This window comes from Streptomyces sp. NPDC059718 (assembly GCF_042733315.1).
Classification (GTDB): Bacteria; Actinomycetota; Actinomycetes; order Streptomycetales; family Streptomycetaceae; genus Actinacidiphila.
The window spans coordinates 192386-211746 of the sequence record NZ_JBHWGA010000003.1 but is presented as its reverse complement, the minus strand read 5'-3'; the positions used below and the strand labels follow the sequence as shown (position 1 = coordinate 211746).

The 19361-nt window shown below is 72.7% G+C and carries 19 protein-coding genes and 2 tRNA genes; 16 read left to right on the top strand and 5 right to left on the bottom strand.

Annotated elements, in window-relative coordinates; genetic code table 11:
- Positions 1-210: 210 nt before the first annotated feature.
- Both ACFV3E_RS05710 and ACFV3E_RS05705 read left to right on the top strand, forming a co-directional pair.
- Positions 211-1359 (top strand): hypothetical protein, encoded by a 1149-nt coding sequence (locus ACFV3E_RS05710; RefSeq protein ID WP_500533528.1) that lies wholly within the window; start codon positions 211-213, stop codon positions 1357-1359.
- Positions 1356-2936 (top strand): NADH-ubiquinone oxidoreductase-F iron-sulfur binding region domain-containing protein, encoded by a 1581-nt coding sequence (locus ACFV3E_RS05705; protein WP_500533527.1) that lies wholly within the window; start codon positions 1356-1358, stop codon positions 2934-2936. Before ACFV3E_RS05710 ends, ACFV3E_RS05705 begins: the two co-directional genes overlap by 4 nt.
- A gap of 87 nt (positions 2937-3023) precedes the next feature.
- Here ACFV3E_RS05705 and ACFV3E_RS05700 read toward each other — a convergent pair whose 3' ends face one another.
- Positions 3024-3473 carry a MarR family winged helix-turn-helix transcriptional regulator gene (locus ACFV3E_RS05700; protein WP_500533526.1) on the bottom strand — a complete coding sequence of 150 codons (450 nt, stop codon included), beginning with the start codon at positions 3471-3473 and terminating at the stop codon, positions 3024-3026.
- A 116-nt stretch (positions 3474-3589) separates the two neighbouring features.
- Between ACFV3E_RS05700 and ACFV3E_RS05695 the strand changes: the two genes are divergently transcribed.
- The 13 genes from ACFV3E_RS05695 (at position 3590) to ACFV3E_RS05635 (ending at position 16352) form a co-directional block, all read left to right on the top strand.
- Positions 3590-5041, top strand: a complete 1452-nt coding sequence (locus tag ACFV3E_RS05695) for an MFS transporter (RefSeq protein ID WP_500533525.1) — start codon at positions 3590-3592, stop codon at positions 5039-5041.
- A gap of 298 nt (positions 5042-5339) precedes the next feature.
- Entirely contained in the window at positions 5340-7031 is a 1692-nt protein-coding gene (locus ACFV3E_RS05690) for an AMP-binding protein (protein ID WP_500533524.1), read from the top strand.
- 154 nt (positions 7032-7185) lie between these two features.
- On the top strand, positions 7186-8223 hold the full coding sequence (locus ACFV3E_RS05685; RefSeq protein ID WP_500533523.1) for a ribonucleotide-diphosphate reductase subunit beta: 1038 nt from the start codon (positions 7186-7188) through the stop codon (positions 8221-8223).
- A gap of 39 nt (positions 8224-8262) precedes the next feature.
- Complete coding sequence (locus tag ACFV3E_RS05680) at positions 8263-8526, top strand: acyl carrier protein (protein WP_500533522.1); 264 nt, start codon at positions 8263-8265, stop codon at positions 8524-8526.
- Positions 8523-9194 carry an SGNH/GDSL hydrolase family protein gene (locus tag ACFV3E_RS05675; protein WP_500533521.1) on the top strand — a complete coding sequence of 224 codons (672 nt, stop codon included), beginning with the start codon at positions 8523-8525 and terminating at the stop codon, positions 9192-9194. The genes ACFV3E_RS05680 and ACFV3E_RS05675 overlap by 4 nt, the downstream gene beginning before the upstream one ends.
- A complete protein-coding gene (locus ACFV3E_RS05670; protein WP_500533520.1) occupies positions 9191-10747 on the top strand; it encodes a GMC family oxidoreductase in 1557 nt (518 codons plus the stop codon). Before ACFV3E_RS05675 ends, ACFV3E_RS05670 begins: the two co-directional genes overlap by 4 nt.
- A gap of 32 nt (positions 10748-10779) precedes the next feature.
- The gene (locus tag ACFV3E_RS05665; protein ID WP_500533519.1) at positions 10780-11124 is read left to right on the top strand and encodes a hypothetical protein; all 345 of its coding nucleotides are present in this window, start codon (positions 10780-10782) and stop codon (positions 11122-11124) included.
- Positions 11125-11170: 46 nt separating this feature from the next.
- Positions 11171-12445 carry an acyl-CoA dehydrogenase family protein gene (locus ACFV3E_RS05660; protein ID WP_500533518.1) on the top strand — a complete coding sequence of 425 codons (1275 nt, stop codon included), beginning with the start codon at positions 11171-11173 and terminating at the stop codon, positions 12443-12445.
- A gap of 29 nt (positions 12446-12474) precedes the next feature.
- Entirely contained in the window at positions 12475-13392 is a 918-nt protein-coding gene (locus ACFV3E_RS05655) for a hypothetical protein (RefSeq protein WP_500533516.1), read from the top strand.
- On the top strand, positions 13389-14246 hold the full coding sequence (locus ACFV3E_RS05650) for a HesA/MoeB/ThiF family protein (RefSeq protein ID WP_500533515.1): 858 nt from the start codon (positions 13389-13391) through the stop codon (positions 14244-14246). Before ACFV3E_RS05655 ends, ACFV3E_RS05650 begins: the two co-directional genes overlap by 4 nt.
- A 9-nt stretch (positions 14247-14255) precedes the next feature.
- Positions 14256-15179, top strand: a complete 924-nt coding sequence (locus tag ACFV3E_RS05645; RefSeq protein ID WP_500369607.1) for an AurF N-oxygenase family protein — start codon at positions 14256-14258, stop codon at positions 15177-15179.
- Entirely contained in the window at positions 15176-15550 is a 375-nt protein-coding gene (locus ACFV3E_RS05640; RefSeq protein WP_500533514.1) for a DUF4873 domain-containing protein, read from the top strand. The genes ACFV3E_RS05645 and ACFV3E_RS05640 overlap by 4 nt, the downstream gene beginning before the upstream one ends.
- A 28-nt stretch (positions 15551-15578) precedes the next feature.
- Complete coding sequence (locus tag ACFV3E_RS05635; RefSeq protein ID WP_500533513.1) at positions 15579-16352, top strand: dienelactone hydrolase family protein; 774 nt, start codon at positions 15579-15581, stop codon at positions 16350-16352.
- 74 nt (positions 16353-16426) lie between these two features.
- Here the strand turns inward: ACFV3E_RS05635 and ACFV3E_RS05630 are convergent.
- Positions 16427-16499: transfer RNA gene (locus ACFV3E_RS05630), tRNA-Ala, on the bottom strand.
- 149 nt (positions 16500-16648) lie between these two features.
- Here ACFV3E_RS05630 and ACFV3E_RS05625 point away from each other — a divergent pair.
- Positions 16649-17923 carry a glycosyltransferase 87 family protein gene (locus ACFV3E_RS05625; RefSeq protein WP_500533512.1) on the top strand — a complete coding sequence of 425 codons (1275 nt, stop codon included), beginning with the start codon at positions 16649-16651 and terminating at the stop codon, positions 17921-17923.
- 152 nt (positions 17924-18075) lie between these two features.
- Here the strand turns inward: ACFV3E_RS05625 and ACFV3E_RS05620 are convergent.
- The 3 genes from ACFV3E_RS05620 to rsfS all read right to left on the bottom strand — a co-directional run bounded on the left by ACFV3E_RS05620 (position 18076) and on the right by rsfS (position 19341).
- Positions 18076-18148 (bottom strand) — tRNA-Ala (locus ACFV3E_RS05620).
- A gap of 105 nt (positions 18149-18253) precedes the next feature.
- Positions 18254-18907, bottom strand: a complete 654-nt coding sequence (locus tag ACFV3E_RS05615) for a histidine phosphatase family protein (protein WP_499516831.1) — start codon at positions 18905-18907, stop codon at positions 18254-18256.
- Positions 18904-19341, bottom strand: coding sequence for an RsfS/YbeB/iojap family protein (gene rsfS / locus ACFV3E_RS05610; RefSeq protein WP_499511854.1), 438 nt, complete (start codon positions 19339-19341; stop codon positions 18904-18906). The genes ACFV3E_RS05615 and rsfS overlap by 4 nt, the downstream gene beginning before the upstream one ends.
- Between the last annotated feature and the right edge of the window lie 20 nt (positions 19342-19361).

Genomic DNA, 19361 nt, shown 5'->3' with positions numbered 1-19361 from the left:
TCAAGGAAGGCCCACGAAAGGGCAATTGGGACGGCAATCCGATCCGGAATGCGGACATATGGTGCCGGAGAGCGGACGTTCCGGTAAAGGACCGATCATCCTTACCGAACGGAGCCCGAACAAACCAACGTTAGCAGTTCGTAATGATCCTCATCCCGGGTTGTCGAAAGACGATCGTTCCGGCCACCCGTACGGGTTAGCGTCTGCCGCATGCGCACCAACCGACAGTCCCCGGACGGTCGCCGGACCCCCCCGATACCGGCGAGCGACATCCTGTCCGGGGCCCTTCGCGCCGCACGGTCGCCCCGCGCCTGGGCGATCGCCGGCACCGCCGCCGCCCTGCTCGTCCTCGCCGTCACCGCGGGTCCATACCTGCGGGCGTTCCTGGACTTCGGCGCCGGCGTCCTCACCCTCGTCTCCCTGAGCTGCACCGTCATCTGGGGCCTGGTGTCCACCGACACCGTCTTCCTCGGGCCCCGCGAACGCCTGCTCACCCAGGGCATCCACCGCGGTCTGGGCGTCGCCGCGATCGGATTCCTGGTCCTGCACGTGACGACGAAGGTCGTCGAGGCCCGGGTCGCCACCTCCGGCGCCTTCCTCCCCCTCGGCGTGACCGGCCGGGACGGCCTCATCTCCCTCGGCGTGCTCGCCGCCTACCTGATGATCCTCGCCGCCGCCACGGGCGCCATGCGCAGCGTCTTCGCCGCCAACCGGCACCCCGTGCGGTGGCGCATCCTGCACAGCACCGCCTACGCGTCCTGGTGCATGGCGCTGATCCACGGCCTGCAGTCCGGCCGCTCCGCCAAGACCTGGATCATCGTCGCCTACGGGATCTGCCTGGTGGGTGTCGCCATCGGGCTGATCTACCGGCTCCGCAGGACCCGTGGCGAGGCGCTCTTCCCCGAGACGCGGGAACGCTCGGCCTCCTACCGCAAGCTCGGCGGCGAACGGGCCGCGGCCCGGGGCGGTTCCGGCCGCCGGCGTGCCGTGCCCCGGGAGGAGACCGGGCCCAGCCTGGCCAGCGCCTACAGCGAACCGCTGCCGCCGCTGCCCAACTTCCCCACCGCCCAGCAGTACACGGCTGTTCCTCCCCCGGCCCCGGACCGTACCCTCGGCATGGATCCCGCGGCCGCCACGATGCAACTGCCGCAGGTGCCCGCCGACCCCCAGGCGACGTACCAGCAGCAACCGCAGGTGCCGTACCAGCAGCAACCCCAGCAGACCGGCTGGGACGGCACTCCCGCATGGGGTACCCCGGTGCCGGACGGCAGGCAGGGCGCGGATCCGCTGGGAGCCGACAGGCTCCAGCCGATCGCCTGGCAGCAGTCCACGCCCGGACCCTATGAAGGACAACGATGAGCGTTCCCGCCATACCGGACCGGTCACCCGCCCCTCGCTCGGGGGCGGGTGATGTGCTCCCCGACGTGCGCACCGTCGGGCTGCCCCGGATCACCGCGGGGTTCGACGAGGTGGAGCGCCTGGACCGGGTGACCCACCTCAACGTGCACGGCTCCATGCCGAGCATGACCGAGGGCGAACTGCTCGACCTCGCCGAGCTGATGGGCCTGCGCGGCCGCGGCGGGGCGGGCTTCCCCTTCTACAAGAAGCTCAAGGCCGTCGGTGAGGCCGCGCGCCGGCGCGGCTCGCCGACCGCGGTGATGGTCAACGGCTGCGAGGGCGAACCGGCCTGCCGCAAGGACGCCGTCATCCTGCGCCGCGCCCCGCACCTCATGCTGGACGGGGCCCTGCTGTGCGCCGAGATCCTCGGCGCACGCGAACTCGTCATCAGCGTCACGCGCGACACCAACGAGCAGTCCGTGCGCGACGCCCTGGCCGAGCGCGGCCTGGGCACCAAGCGGGGCCGCCAGCTGAGGGCCCGGATCGTGCGCATGCCGGAGCGCTTCGTGTCGGGCGAGTCCTCGGGCATCATCTCGGCGGCCAACGGCGGCCTCCCCCTGCCGCCCGGCAAGAAGGTGAGCGCGAGCGAGTCCGGCCTCGGCGGCATGCCGACGCTCTTCTCCAACACCGAGACCTTCACCCAACTGGCCATCGGCGCCCGCATGGGGGCGATCCGCTTCGGCTCCGCGGGCGCCCCGGGCGAGCCCGGTACGGCCATGCTGACCGTGTCCGGCTCGGTGCCCCGGCAGACGGTCGTGGAGACCCCGACGGGTGTGCCGATGTCGTACATCCTGCAGATGTGCGGAGGGAACCCGGGGCAGGGCGTGCTCGTCGGCGGCTACCACGGCAACTGGATCGACCCCAGCGTCGCCTCGATGGTGACCATCGCCCGAGAGAGCCTGGAGGCCCACAAGGCCACCCTGGGCGCGGGCGCCCTGCTCCCGCTGGACCCGGGCCTGTGCCCGCTGGGCGAGTCGCTGCGGGTCGCGCAGTGGCTGGCCGCCGAGACGGCCGGGCAGTGCGGGCCGTGCCGCCTCGGGCTGCCCCGTATGGCCGGACTGCTGCAGGACGTGCTCAACGGCGGCGGGCAGGCCGCGCTGGAGCAACTGCGGCAGACCGCGGTCGCGGTGAAGGGGCGCGGGGTGTGCAAGCACCCCGACGGCTCGATGCGCTTCGTGATGTCCACCATCAACGCCTTCACCGACGACCTCGCCGCCCACGTCCTCGGCGGCGGCTGCGGCCGCCCCACCGTGGGCGTGCTGCCGCTGCTGAAGTCCGACCCGCCGGCGCCACGCGGCGGCGCCCCCGCCGGCGCGGGCGCGCAGACCAGCAACAAGCGGCTGAACGTCGACTGGACGCTGTGCAAGGGCCACGGCCTGTGCGCCGGCGTCCTCCCGGAGATCGTACGGCTGGACCGGGACGGCTACCCCGACATCGCCGGCACGCCCGTCCCACCGCACCTGGACGCGGCCGCGCAGCGAGCGGTGGCCCGCTGCCCCGCACTGGCGCTGCGCATGGAGGAGGGCGGCCGCCGCTGACCCCGGCCGCACGCAGGAGGGCCCGGCACCGTCGCGGTGCCGGGCCCCTCGTACGTCCGCGCCGGCCGTCGGGCCGGCACCCCGCGCTCACTCCGCGCGGTCACCGGTCATGCGCCGCAGCCACTGCCGGGCCAGGCGGCGTTCCTCGTCGCTGAACCCGGCCTCGAGCTCCCGTTCGCGCTCACGCACCACGGGCCGGGCCTTCTCCAGGCGCTCGCGCCCGGCGTCGGTCAGGAAGACCTGCTGGCTGCGGCCGTCCGTGGGGTGCCGCCGGCGTTCCACCAGACCCTGGTCCGCAAGCCCGGCGAGCAGTTCGTTGGCCGACTGGCGGGTACTGGCGACGGCACGGGCCAGGTCGGCGATGGTGATGCCCGGCTGGTCCGCCAGCACGAGCAGGGAGGCGTACTGGGCGACGGACAGCCCGAGCCCCGACAACGCGCCGTCCATGGCCCCGCGCATGTTCAGCCACGCCTGACGGACCAGGAAGCTCAGGCAGAGCTCATCGCTGTCGGCGTCCACCACGGTCTCCCCTCGCATTGACAGGAACCTTACGTTCTTGGCACGCTAAGAACGTAAGGACCCTGTCCATCTTACCCGAGACGGCCGGTCCGCAGCAGTTCCGTCGTACCCGCTCACCGGAGGTGTGCCGCACTATGTCCGAACACTTAAGGAGTGGGCAGGGAGAGCCCGAGGTCAATCCGGGCCTGGTGCTGCTCCTCTGCTCGGGCGCGACCTTCATGGCGTTCCTCGACCTGTCCGTCGTGAACATCGCGTTCCCCAAGATCATCGAGAAGTTCCCGGACACCGGGATGGCCACGCTGACCTGGGTGGTCAGCGGTTACGCGGTGATGTTCGCCGCCGTACTGACGCCGGCGGGACGGCTGGCCGACACCGTCGGGCGCACCAAGGTCTTCCTCTGGTCGCTGACCGGCTTCACGCTCGCCTCACTGGCCTGCGGCGCGGCCACGGGCCCGGAGTGGCTGATCGTGGCGCGGTTCGCGCAGGGCGCGCTGGCGGCGGGGATGATCCCCTCGGCGCTCAGCCTGATCATGTCCTCGACCCCGCTGGAGAAGCTGATCAAGGCGATCGGCACGTGGTCGGCGGTGGCGGGCTTCTCCGCGGTGGTCGGCCCGGCCATCGGCGGCGTGCTCGTGGAGCAGCTCAGCTGGCGCGCGGTCTTCTACATCAACGTGCCCATCGGCGTCCTGCTGGCCGTCGCCGGGCTGAGGGCGCTCCCCCGCCACCAGCCCGCGACGGGCAGCAGGCTTCCCGACATCGTGGGCACCGCGGCGCTCGCGCTCGGCATCGGACTGGTCGTGGCCTCGCTCACCGAGGGCGACTCATGGGGATGGACGAGCGCCCGCACCCTCGGCCTGCTCGCCGGCGGACTGGCCCTGGGCGCGTTCGCGGTGCTGAGGTCGCGGCGGCACGAGTCCCCGGCCATCGCCACCGATCTGTGGAAGAGCCGGAAGTACGCGGTGGTCAACGGCGTCTCCGCGGTCTTCGGCGTGTCGATGTTCGCCTGGCTGCTGGCGGGCGCGCTGTTCGCCACCGGGGTGTGGCACTGGAGCATCATGGAGGCCGCCGGGGCGATGAGCGTCGGCGCGGTCGCCTCCATGATCACCTCGACCGCCGCCGGCCGGGTCTCCAAACCGGCGACGCACCGCTGGCTGGTGGTCCTCGGCGCGGCGATGTTCGCCGTGTGCACCGCGCTGATGGGCAGTGACTTCCTGGGAGCCGAGCCCGACTTCTGGGGAGCCTGGGTCCCGACCGGACTCCTGGGCGGTGGCGGCCTCGGCTTCGCCGTCACCTCACTGTCGTCCATCGCGGCGACCGCGCTCCCGCCGCTGCAGTTCGCGGCCGGCGTGGGCATGAACCTCACCGCGCGCCAGATCGGCGGCGCCCTGGGGACGGCGATGCTGGCCGCCATCATGGCCGCGCACTCGGCGCCGGGCGTCGAAGCCTTCCACGACCTGTACCGGGTGTGCACGGCCGTCACCGTCGTGGCGGCGCTCGCCGCCCTGGGGCTCACCGACCGGGCTCCCGCGGCCGCCCCGCGGCAGGAGGCGGGCACGCCGGCACCGGCGGAGGTCCCCGGCTCCTGAGACCCCCGCCCGGAGCCGGGAAACCGGCGGCCGGGAGAACGTTGAATCGTTCTCCCGGCCGCCGCCCTCCCGTTTTCCCTCAACATTCCCCACCATTGCTCACCGCATGGCGGAGTAAATCGTTCGGAAACAATTCAAGGAATAAACCAATCCGCTCTCACCGATCATTACCGGCGGGTCGGCGCAAATAATTTTCTTGCAGTCAACCCCTCCCCATGGCAGACTCGAACGCGGCAGGGCCGGAACTTCGAAAACGACCATGTTCCGGCTCGTAGATCAGTGACCGCGGGGGGACCTGATGCACACCGTTCTTGACTGGCTCGACCATGCCGCCAACGATCGGGGAATCCATTTCTCGGATTCCGGGACCGGCTGGTCGTTCGTCTCCTACACCACACTGGCCGGCGAGGCGCACCAAGTGGCCTCCTTACTCCACGCCCACGGAGCACAGCCCGGCGACGTGGTGTCTCTACTGGTCAGCGAGGTACGCGACTTCGCACCCGCCTTCCTGGGCACCATGCTCGCCGGCCTCACACCGGCACCGATCGCCTCGCCCCTCACCTTCCAGGGAAACGACCGTTACACCGAGCACGTCACGGACATCCTGAAGGTCGCGGAACCGGCCCTGATACTGTCCGACGCGTCCCTCTCGGAAATAGCCGAGAAAAGCTCAACGCAGCTGGACGGCGGCTCCGTGGTACTCCTCGAGGGTTCGGCGGAATTATCGATCGAGGATTCCTCGCGACGCGCGCCGGCGGACCTCGGACTCCTGCAGTTCACCTCGGGATCCAGCGGCACCCCGAAGGGGGTCCGGGTGTCCCAGGACAATCTGGTGGCGAACGTCCGGAGCATTCACGAGTGGCTGGGGATAACCGCCGCCGACTCCTGCTCCTCCTGGCTCCCGCTCTACCACGACATGGGACTCATCGGAACGTTCCTCGGTTCGCTCACGGCCCAGATCGACCTGTGGCTCATGTCGCCCCTGGACTTCGTGCGGGACCCGCTGCGCTGGCTGGAGGCGCACGGCCGGCACGGCGCGACCGTGACCACCGCCCCCAACTTCGGGTACGGCTACACCGCCAAACGCGTCCGTCCGCAGGACCTGGAGGGAATGGACTTCTCCCGCTGGCGGGTCGCCATGAACGGAGCGGAGCGCATCGATCCCCGGGCCGCCGCCGCGTTCGGCGCACTGCTGGCCCCCCACGGCTTCCGCACCACGGCCTTCGCCCCCTGCTACGGACTCGCCGAGGCCACCCTGGCCGTCTCCGGCGTCACGCCCGGCACCGGGGCACGCACCGTACGGCTGGAGGGCGGACTGCACACCGCCCGGCCGGTCGTACCCACCGGCCGGGGACGGCTCGGGACCGCCCACCCGGACGGCGGGGCGAACTGGCTGACGTCCTGCGGCCCGGCGGTGCCGGGCGCCACCGTGGACATCGTCGACGAGGACGGTGTGCCGCTCCCCGAAGGGCATTTCGGCGAGATCCGCGTCCGGGGGGCATCCGTGGCGAGCGGCTACCGTTCCTCCGTACCGGACGCCTCGTCGAACTTCACGGACGGCGGCCTGCGCACCGGCGACTCCGGATTCCTGCTGGACGGCGAACTGTTCGTGGTCGGCCGGGTCGGCGACAGCATCAAGGTCCGCGGCCGGAAGGTGCACGCGGAGGACCTCGAGACCGCGCTCACCGTGATCGACGGCATCCCGTCCGGGCGGTGCGCCGTCGCCCTCGGCACGACCGGTGAGGCCCACCACGTGGTGGCCGTCGTCGAATCGGGGGAGGCCGGCTGGCTCGACGGCGCGCTCGCCGTGGTCCGCGCCGCCACCGACGACACCGTCAGGGTCACCGTGGTCCGCACCGCGCGGGGCGGCATCCCCCGCACCTCCAGCGGCAAGCCGCGCCGGCGCCTGCTCTGGCGCCGCTTCCAGGACGGGGAGGCCATCGGGGAGGTCGTGCACGGCACGGCTCCCGCCACCCCCGTCACCGGCTGAGCCGGCGCGTCCCGCCCATCCGGCGCGCCCGGCGTCCCCGGCACGCGCGCCGCAGTTGCAGTGATTCCTTTTCCGTCATCCGTGAATTCCGCCGCGTTCCCGCCGCGGTCACGCATGCCCTGACGACGTGAATTCCCATGAGGAGACGAGTGCAATGACGACTGCCGCCACCACGGACACCGGACCCGGCCAGGGCTACGTCCCCGACATCACCGCGGAAACCGGCACCGACGAGCACGGACCCGGCCAGGACCGGCAGGGCCGGCTCGCCACCTCCGCCGACCTGTACCGCCGCTGGGAACGGCAGCAGTGGAGCGTCGCCGAGGTCAGGCCCGCCCGTGACGTGGAGCGCTGGAACGCCCTCACTCCGTTCATGCGGCAGCAGATGCTGGGCGCGCTGGCCGAACTGGAGGTCGGCGAGGTCGCGGTGACCCACACCCTCGGCACGCTGATCGACAGCCCGCCGACCGAGGACGACCGCATCTACCTGTGCACCCAGCTCGCCGACGAGGCCCGCCACGTGCGGTTCTTCCAGACCTACCTGGAGGACGCCTGCGGTATCGACCTCGACGCCGCGGAGGGTGGCGACCTGGAGGCGGCGGCCGACTACGCCAAGGTCTTCGCCCCCGAGCTCACCAGGGTCACCACGGAGGTCCGGCGCAGCGGCGACACCGAGTCCTGGTACCGCGCCCTGGTCTACTACCACCTGATCACCGAGGGCGTACTGGCCGCCACCGCGCTGCGCACCACCCGCTTCCTCGCCCGGCGGCTGCGGCTGGCCGCCCTGGAGGAGGGGCTCACCAACGTCACGCGGGACGAGTCGCGGCACGTCTCGTTCGGGCTGCGGGCCGCCGAGGACGGCGTGGCGCGCGGTTTCGGCCGGGTGGTCGAGGACGCCCACTTCGAGGCGATCGGGATGGCCGCCTGGGTGCTCATCGGCCCCGCCCGGCACAACCCCTCGCCCGCCATCCCCGCCGCGCTCGCCAGCCGGGCCGCGCAGTTGCAGGGTTCCGTCGACATCGGCGAGGAGCGGCTTGTCAAGCAACTGCGCCTGATCGGCCTGCCCGAACTGGCCGACCGCGCCCAGCGGGCCTGGCGCGAGGAGATCGGCAAGGCGCTGTCCGCCTACGAGGAGCGGTGGTCGGCGCCGCACCCGATCCGTGCCGCCGCGGCCCGCGCCGCCGCCCGGTGACCCACCCGTCAGTACCCCTCTCAGGAAAGTGAGTTCGGCATGTCCAACGAGTCCACGCGCGCCAAGGTCCGCGAGATCGTCGGCGAGATGAGCCCGAGCGGCAAGCGGGACGTCGCCCCTGCGGACCTCCTGGTGGAGGACCTCGGCTACGACTCCCTCGCCGTGATCGAGCTGTCGCTGCAGATCGAGTCCGCCTTCGGTCTCAGCTCCATGAGCCAGGGGACGGTGCCCGACATCACCACCGTCCAGGACGTCGAGGAGCTGGTCGTACAGGCCCTCGCCACCCCCATCGACGCCGCGTGAGCGCCGCCGTGACCCCGACGAAGGAACGCGCCGACCGGCACTGCCTGGCGAAGGAGGCGGCGGCGGAGCTGCTGCGCCCCGCACCCTGGCAGCGGTTCGCCGTGATGGGCGACAGCTTCGCCCAGGGTGTGGGCGGCCCGTGCCCCGGCTACGCCGACGTGCCCTGGCCCGAGCGGGTCGCGGGCGCCCTGCGGGCCACCCGGCCCGGCCTGGAGTACCTCAACACCGGCGAGACGGGGCTGCGCACCGCCCAGGTGCGCGAGACCCAGCTGGAGCGGGTGCTGGCGTTCCGCCCCGACCTGGTGAACGTCGCCACCGGCGGCAACGACCTCTTCGTGCCGGAGCCCGACCTGGCCGCGGTCGAGGCCGACCTCGACGCCATCTACCGCGCGCTGCACGAGCAGAAGGCGCACATCTTCGCGTTCACGGTCGCCGACATCTTCGACGCCTTCCCCGAACTGGCCGAGTTCCGCACCAGGATCGCCGCGCTGAACGAGCGGATCAGGGCGGTGGCCGGCCGCTACGACGCCACCGTCGTGGAGATGGAGCGGCATCCGGTCCGGAACGAGCCCACGCTGATGAGCGGGGACGGGATCCACTTCTCGATGCACGGGCACGCGGTGCTCGCGTCCGAGATCATCCGCAACCTCGCGCAGGACATCGCGTGACCGGGCCCGCCGCCTCGGTCGCCGGCGCCGACTACGTCGTGGTCGGCGCCGGCTCGGCCGGCTGCGTCCTCGCCGCGCGGCTCAGCGAGGACCCCTCGGTGCGGGTCGTCCTCGTCGAGGCGGGCGGACCCGACCGCAAGGCGGAGATCAGCATCCCGGCCGCGTTCCCCAAGCTGTTCGGCACGGAGTACGACTGGGCCTTCTCCACCGCCCCCCAGCCGGCCCTGAGCGGCCGTGAGGTCTTCTGGCCGAGGGGCAGGACCCTGGGCGGTTCCTCCTCGCTCAACGCCCAGATCTGGACGCGCGGTCACCGCGCGGACTACGACGGCTGGGCTGCCGCCGGCCTCACCGGCTGGGGCTTCACCGAGGTGGAGCCGTACTTCCGGCGGGCCGAGGCGACCCTGGGCGTCCGGCACCTGCGCGATCCCAACCCGACCACCGCCGACTTCCTCGCCGCCTGCGCCAAGGCGGGCGTCCCCCCGATGGGCGACACCGAGTGGACGGCTCCCGAGGGCTGCGGACCGATCCGCGTCACCCAGCGCAACGGCCGCCGCTGGAGCACCGCCGACGCCTATCTGCGCCCGGCCCTCGGCCGGGACAACCTGACCGTCCTCACCGCGGGGCACGCCCGGCGGGTCGTGCTCGACGGGACCCGCGCGACCGGCGTCGAGGTCGCCACCCCGGAGGGCGTACGGACGGTGGCGGCGGCGCGCGAGGTGATCCTCGCCGCGGGCGCCGTGGGCAGCCCGCACCTGCTCATGCTGTCCGGCGTCGGCGACCCGGAACAGCTGCGCGCGCACGGCGTCCCGGTCGCCGTGGAACTGCCGGCCGTGGGCCGGGGGCTGAGCGACCACCTCTTCGCGCCGCTCGCGCTGGCCGCCCGCGAACCGGTCTCGCCGGGCATCGGCGACCAGGGCGAGGACGTGATGCAGTACTTCCGCCACCGCACCGGGAAGCTGAGCTCCAACCTCGCCGAGGCCGTGGTCTGGCTGCGCACCGACGAGCGGTCGGCTGCCCCGGACGTCGAACTGCTGTGGATGCCCGTGCCGTTCCTCGACCACGGGCGCGGCGACCCCGGGCACGGGGTGACGCTCAGCGTCGTCCTGCTGCAGCCCGAGAGCCGCGGCCGGATCACGCTGCGGTCCGCCGACCCGGCCGCGGCACCCCTGATCGACCCCGGCTACCTGACCGACCCGGGCGGGGCCGACCTGGCCACGCTGACCGCGGGCGTCCGCCGGGCCCAGGACATCCTCCGCCGGGAACCGCTGGCGCCGTGGCTCGGGGAGCCGCTGGTCGCCGGGGTCCTGGACGATTCCGCCGACGCCGTGGCCGCCCTCGTGCGACGCCACGCGGAGACGCTCTACCACCCCGTGGGCACCTGCCGCATGGGGGCGGACGAGGCGTCGGTCGTGGATCCCCTGTTCTGCGTGCGGGGGACCGCGGGACTGCGCGTCGTCGATGCCAGCGCACTTCCTGTTGTCCCCCGCGCGCACACCCACGCCCCGACCGTGATGCTCGCCGAGCGCGCGGCCGACCTGCTGCGCACCGCCTGATCCGAGCCCGACGAACCGAGAGGCACTCCGCCATGACCGTGGACCACCGGACGCTGTTCGGCGCCCTGCTCGCCGACGACGACTTCACCGCCAAGCTGAAGGACCGCGGGCTCTCGCTGTTCTTCGTCCAGCCCGAGCCCGCCGCCGCCGTCTTCGTCTCCTCCGACGGCGTGGTGACGGGCGAGCCGCCCTTCCCCCCCACCCTGCGCTTCGAAATGGGGCCGGACACCGCCCACGAGGTGTGGAGCGGCCGGCTGCCGCTGATGAACGCCGTGGTGGAGCGCCGGCTGACCATCAAGGGCCCGGTCGCCCAGGTCCGGCAGCTGGCCGACCTGCTGCCGGCGGTGGCCGCCACATACGCGGAGCTGTCCGCCTGACCCCGTCCGAGACGCGTTCGACCACCGTACGACATCGATGAAAGGCATGACCGCCATGACCGCCGCCGTCAGCACCGGCATCGTGACCAACGCGCCGACCCTGTCCGACGCGGCCGCCCTCAGTGCGGCCGCCATGCCCTCCCTGTTCACGCTGCCGCCCGAGGTGGAGCGGCTGCGCGACGAGGTCCGCGAGTTCGCGCGCACCGTCGTCAAGCCCCGGGTGCTCGACAACGACCTCGCGCCGCACGGCGACTTCGACTGGGAGATCGTCCGCAAGGGCCACGAGCTGGGGCTGCTGCGGATGACCCTGCCCCGGGAGTTCGGCGGCCGCGGCGTGGGGGTGCTCGGGGTCGCCGTCGCCCTGGAGGAGCTGGCCGCCGTCTGCGCCAGCACCGCGCTGGTCTTCGGCGCGTCGCTGCTCGGCCAGAGCAGCGTGCTCGCCTCCGGCGACCCCGGCCTCCAGGCCCGGTTCATCCCCGGGTTCCTCGGCGCCGAGCCGGTGCTCGCCTGCAACGCCATCACCGAGGAGGTGGCCGGCTGCGACCTGCTCATCCCGGAGAACTCCCCGCACGCGCAGGAGGTGACGACCGCCCGCCGGGAGGGCGACGGCTACGTCCTCAACGGCATCAAGCGGTTCATCACCAACGGCAAGGTCGCGCAGTGGTGCACCGTCTTCGCCAACCTCGAGGGACATCCCGGGGCGGACGGCCTGACCACCTTCGTCGTCCCGCTGGACAGCGAGGGCGTGACCCGCGGCCCGGTCGCGGACAAGATGGGCTACCGCGCCTGCCTCGGCACCACCCTGGTCTTCGAGGACGTCCGTGTGCCCGCCGCGAACGTGGTGCACGGCGAGGGCAACGGCTGGAACTTCCTCACCATGCAGTCCAACCAGGCCCGCACCACCGTCGCCGCGATCTCCACCGGTGTCGCCCGGGGCGCGTTCGAGATCGCCAAGCAGTGGTGCGGCGAGCGCGTCCAGGCCGGGGTGCCGCTGTACCGCCACCAGTTCAGCGCGCGGAAGCTCGCCGACATGTCCGTGAAGATCGACGCCGCCCGGCTGCTCTACCTCCAGGCCGCCCACCAGGCCGACAACATGCTGCCCGCCCCCACCTACGGCCCGGCCGCCGCCAAGCTCTACGCGGACCGGATCGCCATCGAGGTGGCCGAGGAGGCCATGTCGATGCTCGGCGCCCGCGGCTACTGCCGGGAGTACGACGTCGAGAAGTTCGTCCGCGAGTCCTTCGGGGCCCGCATCTACGAGGGCACCCCCGAGGTCCTCGCGCTGGCCGTCACGGGCGCGCTCTACGGCCACCGCGCCTGATCCACGATCCGGCCGAGGGAGCCATCGCGATGGAGCAGACACTCGAACGGGCCCGGAGCACCGACGTCTACGCCTCCGAGGTGCAGATGGTGCACAGCCTGACCAGTTTCACGGGGCTCGCCGCCCAGGTGCCCGCGGAGAGCCTCCTGTACCACTGCGAGCGGCCCGGCGGCCCGACCGTCCTCGCCGTGCGCAACGACGGGCTGCCGGAGCCGTACCGCCACGGCATCTACGGCTTCCGGCTCGCCCAGTACCTGCGCCTGAGGTTCGCCAGCGCGGATCTCGCCTTCCGGCGCTCGCTGGTGACCGAACCCCACGGCGGCCACCGGAACGAGATCCACGTGCTCGCCCTCGACGGGCCGAGCGGCGCGATCCTGCGCTATCTCTCGCTGGTCGGCTCGACCGACCCGGTGCCCCTGCGCCTCAAGGACCCCGCACGGTCGCTCTTCCCGTGCGAGGTCGCCCACGGGGTCAATCTCTTCGAGCACGTGGAGTGCGACGGCGACCTCGACACCAGCCGCGTGTGGGAGGTCAAGCGGCTGGTCCACCGTGCTGAGCAGAATCGTTCCAGCGCCCACGCGCGGCTCCGCCTGACGCTGGAGCTGATGCTCGGCTTCTACACCGCGCTGGGCCGGATCGAGCCGGCCCCCGAGGTGCTCGTGGGGGACGGCGAGGAGGGCGTCGCCATCCGCAGGCTGCTGCGCAGCCTGAAGGACATCACGGTGCTGGAGGGCACCCGGCCCTCGCTGCCCGCCGACGACCTGATGTTCCCGCTCTACACGCAGCGCGACGTGGTGAAGCCCTTCGTGGCGCGGGCTCCGCACGGCGAGGAACTGCAGCGACTGATCCGACACATCGACCGCGCCCTGACCGACCGCAATCCGCTGGACGCCCTCAAGGGCCTGGTGGAGACGGTCGGCGGCCGCCTGCGGAGGGTTCACGTATGACCGGCATCCACACGACCGCGCCCGTCCCGGCCGTCGCCGCGACCGGCGCCATGGGGACGGACGGCGCCCCCGACGCGTTCTACGCCGCGTTCACCGAACGCAACCGCGGCCTGATCCCGGACGCCGCGCAGCGGGCGCTGCGGACGGCCGTGGTGCTCGTCGCGGGCTGCGGATCGACGGGCGGGGCGGCCGTCGATCCGCTGACCCGGCTGGGCGTGCAGCGCTTCGTCCTCGCCGAGCCCGGCGCGTACGAGCTGAACAACCTCAACCGGCAGCACGCGGCGCACGCCGACATCGGCCGCAACAAGGCCGAGGTGGCCGCCGAGCGCGTCCGCGCGGTCAACCCGCACGCGGTCGCCGAGGTGCGCCCGGAGGGGATCCGGCCGGAGAACGTGGCGGCGCTGCTGGCCGGTTGCGACATCGTCGTCGACGGCGTCGACGTGACCACCCCGGAGGGCTGGCGCGCCAAGTACGCCCTGCACGCCGAGGCGGCCGCCCAGGGCCGGCCCGTCGTCTCCGGCTACGACATGTCCGGCACCCAGTACATCCGCTACTACGACTACCGCCTCGGGCTGCCGCCGCTGGCCGGCGAGGTCACCGCGGAGCAGGTCGCCTCCGAGTCGGTGTGGGAGCTGCTGCTGCGGATCGTGCCGCGCGAGCTGGTGCCCGAGGACCTGCTGGCCGATGTGCGCGCCCACCGCGACGAGCCGGACTACAGCGTTCCGCAGCTGGTCTACACCTCGCTGCTCTTCGGAGTCCTGACGGCCCGTTACGTCGTCGAGGTGCTGGCCGGCCGTCCCGTCCGCGAGGCGCTGTCGCTGGACGTCCACCAGATTGTCCGACCGCAGTCCTAGGAGGAAGAAATGACGTCCGAACTGCTCAAGCCCGATCTCAAGGCCGATCCGGTCGCCCGCCAGACGAAGAAGGCGGCCCAGCTGCTCATCGCGTCCGCCCGGCACTCGTACGACCCCCTGGTGGACATCGACTGGGACGCGCCGCTCGTCGAGGGCAAGTGGTTCCTCGCGGAGAAGCGTTGCTCGCTCTACGGCACCGAGCTGTGGGACTCGCTCGGCGCCGAGCAGCGGATGCTGCTCAGCCGTGAGGAACTGGCCGCCTCGGTCGCCGTCGGGGTGTGGACCGAGCACGTCCTGCTCCACCTGGTCTCCCGGTACGTCTACAAGCGCGACGTGTCGACCCCGCAGGTGCAGTTCGCCCTGACGGAGGTCGCGGACGAGGTCCGGCACATGATCATGTTCGCCAAGCTGGTGGAGAAGATCGGGGCCGAGATCTACCCGACGCCGCCGAAGACCCTGCGGAGCGGGCTGCTGCTCAAGACCTTCGCGCCGGTGCCGGCGCTGTGGGCGCTGATCCTGCTCACCGAGGAGTTCTTCGACCGCTTCCAGCGCGAGCAGTCGGGGGACGAGACCATCCAGCCCGTCGTGCGCGCGGTCGCCCGCATCCACGTGGTGGAGGAGGCCCGGCACATCTCCTTCGCCCGCACCGAGCTCGAGCGGTTCGTGCCCACCCTGTCCAAGGCCCGGCTCGGCGCCCTGCGCCGGCTGCTCGCGGGGATCGTCGCCGGCATGCGCAAGGACCGCTACAACCCGCTGATGTACCAGCGGGCCGGACTCGACCCCAAGACCGCGATCGCGGCGGCCCGCGCCAACCCCCACAACATCGAGAACGCGAAGTACGGGGGTCAGCGGATCGCCGCGTACTACCACCAGATAGGGCTGATCGGCGGCCCCACGGAGAAGGTCTGGCGCGAGGCCGGCTGGCTGTCGTGACCGCCCACGGCCCCGAGCCCGACCACGCCCACGCCCACGCCCACGCCCACGCCCACGCCCACGCCCACGACGAGGACGGCTACGCGGGACCGGCCACCCTGCTGGTGGACGGCCGGACCCTCGACGTCGAGATCCGGCTGACCGGCTGCTTCCAGCCCCTCGACGGCCGCTACCACTGGTACGGCCGGCTGGCCCCCGACGCGCGGCTGTCCGCGCTGGTGGACGGCCGGCCGGTCCCGGTCACCGTGTGCACCCCGCACGGCCGGGCCGAGGGCGAGCTCCGCGACCGCGACCTGTGGCAGCGGATGCGGGTCGAGGGCACCAGTACGCCCCCGTTCACCGCCATGGCCATGCCCAGCCCCGAGAACTGACCCGCGAGAACCTCCAGGGAGCCGCACCATGTGCTTCGACGCCGACTCCGCGCCTCCGGTGCCCCACGGGCCGCAGGCCCTCGCCCGGGACCACCGGATCACGCTCACCGCCCGGGACGGAACCCGCTTCGCCGCCTTCGAGGCCGTACCGGAGGACCCCTCCGGCCTCGGCGTCGTCATCCTGCCCGATGTGCGCGGGCTCTACCGCTTCTACATCGAGCTGGCCCGGCGCTTCGCCGAGAACGGCCACCACGCGGTGGTCGTGGACTACTACGGCCGCACCGCGGGGGTGGGCGAGCGGGGGACGGACTTCCCGGTGAACGAGCACATGGTGCGGCTGACGCCGCGCGGCCTGTACGACGACCTCTCCGCCGCGGTGGCGCACCTGCGCTCCCCCGAGGGCGGCGAGCGGCGCCGGATCGTCACCGCCGGCTTCTGCATCGGGGGCCGGCTGGCCGTCCTCGCGGGCACGGAGAGGGCGGGCCACGGCCTCGCCGGGACGGTGGGCTTCTACTGCTGGCCCGCCCCGGGCCCGGACGGCGCGCCCGGCCCCACCCAGCGGGCGGGTGAGCTGACCGCCCCGGTGCTCGCGCTGATGGCGGGCGACGACCCCGGCATCCCGCAGGGCCACGTCGACGCCTTCGAGCGCGCCCTCGCCGAGGCGGGGATCGAGCACGAGGTGGTCAGCTACCCCGGCGCCCCGCACAGCTTCTTCGACGTGAAGCAGGGCGACCACGTCGAGGCGTCGGCCGACGCCTGGCGCAGGGTGCTGGCCTTCACCGGGCGCGCGGCCGCCGGGTGAGGGACGGCCGCCGCGCAACGCGAAGAGCCCGTCCGATCGCGGCGATCGGACGGGCTCCCGTCACACTGTGGAAGTGGAGCTACGGGGATTCGAACCCCGGACCTCTTGCATGCCATGCAAGCGCTCTACCAACTGAGCTATAGCCCCGCGCTGTCGTTTCCCCGGGTTCCCCCGGCGACCTGGCATACATTACACGGCCCTGGGGGCGGTTCGCCAAATCCATTCCTGGCCGTCGCGACAGGGCTCCCGGTACTGTCGGCTGACCCCCTCACCGACCGAGAGCGGAGCAGGCCGCCGTGACCGCGACACAGCCCAGGGCCACCGCCGAGAACGCGCCCCGGAGCCTCCCGGCGCGGCGGGCCGTCCTCATTGCGGCACTCGCCTGCCTGGTCTCCTTCACGGCCTTCTGGGCCGCCCAACGCGCCGCACACGTCTCGATGATCGACCTCACCGTCTACCGCGCCGAGGGCTGGACGGTGCGCAACGGCGGGGACCTCTACGCGATGCGCGTCACCCACGCACAGTTGCCCAACACCTACCCGCCGTTCGCGGCGCTGCTCTTCACGCCGCTGACGCTGCTCGGCACCGGCGCCTGCCGGATCGCGGCGACCCTGCTCAACCTGGGCCTGCTGGTGGCGCTCTGCCATCTGTCGCTCCGGCTGGCCGCACTGCCGCGACGGCTCCCCCCGGCGGCGGCCGCGCTCGGCGTGGCGGCGGCCGCCGTGTGGTGCGAGCCGGTGTGGACGACGCTCCGGTACGGGCAGATCAACCTGCTGCTCGCGGTCCTGGTGCTGTGGGACCTCACCCGGCGCGGGAGCCGGGCGGCCGGGATCGGCATCGGCATCGCCGCGGGGATCAAGCTGACCCCGCTGCTGTTCGTGGTCTTCCTGGCCGTCGGCGGAGCGGCGGTGGCCTGGCGGCGGCGCGCGCGGTGGAACCCATGGCTGCGGCAGGCCGCCGTGGCGTGCGTCACCTTCGCCGCGACCGTGGGCCTTTCCGCGCTCGTACTGCCGCGCGACTCGGGGCGCTTCTGGGGCGGGGTCGTCTTCTCCGCCGACCGCGCCGGCAAGGCCGAGGACACCGCCAACCAGTCCCTGCGGGGGGTGCTCGCGCGGGCGCTGCACACCGGCGACCCGGGCGGCTGGTGGCTCGTCGCGGCCGCTCTCGCGGCCTGCGCGGGCCTGGCCGTCGCCACGGCGCACCTGCGGGCCGGGGAGCACGCCTGGGCGGTGCTGTCCTGCGCCGTGACGGGCCTCCTGGTCAGCCCCGTCTCCTGGTCGCACCACTGGGTGTGGGCGGTCCCCCTGGTCGTGTTCCTCGCCGGACGTGCCCCGCGCAGCCGCCGTCCCGCGCTCTGGTGGGGCGGCACCGCGCTGTACGGCCTGCTCTTCTGCTCGTACGCGCTGTGGCTCACGCCGCACGGCGACGGGGTCGCACGTCCCGAACTCCACCAGTCCGTGCCCCAGATGGCCCTGTCGGCGGTCTACCCGGCCGCCGGGGCGGCGTTCCTGTGCCTCGCGGCGGCCGTCGCGTGGCGCGGCCGGGGGAACCGCGCCACGGCCCCCGCCTGAGGCGCCCGGCCCGGGGCCGCCGACCCCCAACAGGCCGACCGGAAAGGCCGCTTCCCGCTGCCCCGGCGGTTCACCGGCGCCCGCCCGCGGCACGGCGGGGCGAACGCGAAGATCCCGCCTCCCCTGGGGGGAGACGGGATCCGATGCGACTGTGGAGCTACGGGGATTCGAACCCCGGACCTCTTGCATGCCATGCAAGCGCTCTACCAACTGAGCTATAGCCCCGCTGTCCTCGGGCTTTCCGCCCGGCGAACGAGAAGAAGCTTAGCCGGTCAGGGCCGGATTCCTGAAATCGGCTGCGCCCCGGCCCCGCCCCGGCTCCCGGCCCCGTCAGTCGTCGTCGCCGAGCACCGGCTCGGGCAGGGTCCCGGCGTTGTGCTCCAGCAGCCGCCAGCCGCGGGCGCCCTCACCGAGGACCGACCAGCAGGTGTTGGACAGCCCGCCGAGCGCCTCCCAGCTGCGCGGGTCCAGCCCGAGGAGCCGGCCGATGGTGGTGCGGATGGCGCCGCCGTGGCTGACGACGACCAGCACACCGCCGTCGGGCAGCTTGTCGGCCGCCGCGAGCACCACCGGGGCGGCCCGGTCGGCCACCTCGGTCTCCAGCTCGCCGCCGCCGCGCCGCACGGGCTCGCCGCGCTTCCAGGCCGCGTACTCCTCGCCGTACCGCTCGGTGATCTCCTCGTGGGTCAGGCCCTGCCACACGCCCGCGTAGGTCTCCCGAAGCCCCTCGTCGTACGAGATGTCCAGCTCCGTGACGGCGGCCAGCTCGGCGGCGGTGTCGGCGGCGCGCTGCAGGTCGGAGGAGACGATCGCGTCCGGCTGCAGCGCGGCCAGCAACCGGGCGGCGCGCTTGGCCTGCGCGACGCCGGTCGAGGTCAGCGGGATGTCCGTGGAGCCCTGGAAGCGGCCCTCCACGTTCCAGGAGGTCTGCCCGTGCCGCCAGAAGACGACACGGCGGCCGCGACCGCGCGTGTGGCCGTTCAGATCAGCTCTCCGTCCTCGTCGGCGGCCGCGGTGGCGCGGGCGTGCTCCTCGGCCTTGCCGCGGGTGGCGACGGCGTCCTTGGGGAGCTCCAGCTCGGGGCAGTCCTTCCAGAGCCGCTCCAGCGCGTAGAAGACCCGCTCCTCCGAGTGCTGGACGTGCACCACGATGTCGACGTAGTCGAGCAGGACCCAGCGCCCCTCGCGCTCGCCCTCACGGCGCACCGGCTTGACGCCGAGCTCCTCCTGCAGCCGCTCCTCGACCTCGTCGACGATGGCCTTCACCTGGCGGTCGTTGGGCGCGGAGGCCAGCAGGAACGCGTCGGTGATGGAGAGGACGTCGCTGACGTCGTAGGCGATGATGTCGTGCGCGAGCTTGTCGGCGGCCGCTTGGGCGGCGGTCTGAATGAGCTCGATGGAGCGGTCCGTGGCGGTCACAGGTAAGGCTTTCCGGTCGG

Excerpts from the sequence above, each read along its gene's own strand:
- ACFV3E_RS05645 (WP_500369607.1), top strand. The coding sequence starts at position 14,256 with ATGACGTCCGAACTGCTCAAGCCCGATCTCAAGGCCGATCCGGTCGCC.
- ACFV3E_RS05660 (WP_500533518.1), top strand. The coding sequence starts at position 11,171 with ATGACCGCCATGACCGCCGCCGTCAGCACCGGCATCGTGACCAACGCG.
- ACFV3E_RS05655 (WP_500533516.1), top strand. The coding sequence starts at position 12,475 with ATGGAGCAGACACTCGAACGGGCCCGGAGCACCGACGTCTACGCCTCC.
- ACFV3E_RS05685 (WP_500533523.1), top strand. The coding sequence starts at position 7,186 with ATGACGACTGCCGCCACCACGGACACCGGACCCGGCCAGGGCTACGTC.
- ACFV3E_RS05680 (WP_500533522.1), top strand. The coding sequence starts at position 8,263 with ATGTCCAACGAGTCCACGCGCGCCAAGGTCCGCGAGATCGTCGGCGAG.
- ACFV3E_RS05695 (WP_500533525.1), top strand. The coding sequence starts at position 3,590 with ATGTCCGAACACTTAAGGAGTGGGCAGGGAGAGCCCGAGGTCAATCCG.
- ACFV3E_RS05635 (WP_500533513.1), top strand. The coding sequence starts at position 15,579 with ATGTGCTTCGACGCCGACTCCGCGCCTCCGGTGCCCCACGGGCCGCAG.
- ACFV3E_RS05665 (WP_500533519.1), top strand. The coding sequence starts at position 10,780 with ATGACCGTGGACCACCGGACGCTGTTCGGCGCCCTGCTCGCCGACGAC.
- ACFV3E_RS05650 (WP_500533515.1), top strand. The coding sequence starts at position 13,389 with ATGACCGGCATCCACACGACCGCGCCCGTCCCGGCCGTCGCCGCGACC.
- ACFV3E_RS05705 (WP_500533527.1), top strand. The coding sequence starts at position 1,356 with ATGAGCGTTCCCGCCATACCGGACCGGTCACCCGCCCCTCGCTCGGGG.
- ACFV3E_RS05710 (WP_500533528.1), top strand. The coding sequence starts at position 211 with ATGCGCACCAACCGACAGTCCCCGGACGGTCGCCGGACCCCCCCGATA.
- ACFV3E_RS05690 (WP_500533524.1), top strand. The coding sequence starts at position 5,340 with ATGCACACCGTTCTTGACTGGCTCGACCATGCCGCCAACGATCGGGGA.
- ACFV3E_RS05700 (WP_500533526.1), bottom strand. The coding sequence starts at position 3,473 with ATGCGAGGGGAGACCGTGGTGGACGCCGACAGCGATGAGCTCTGCCTG.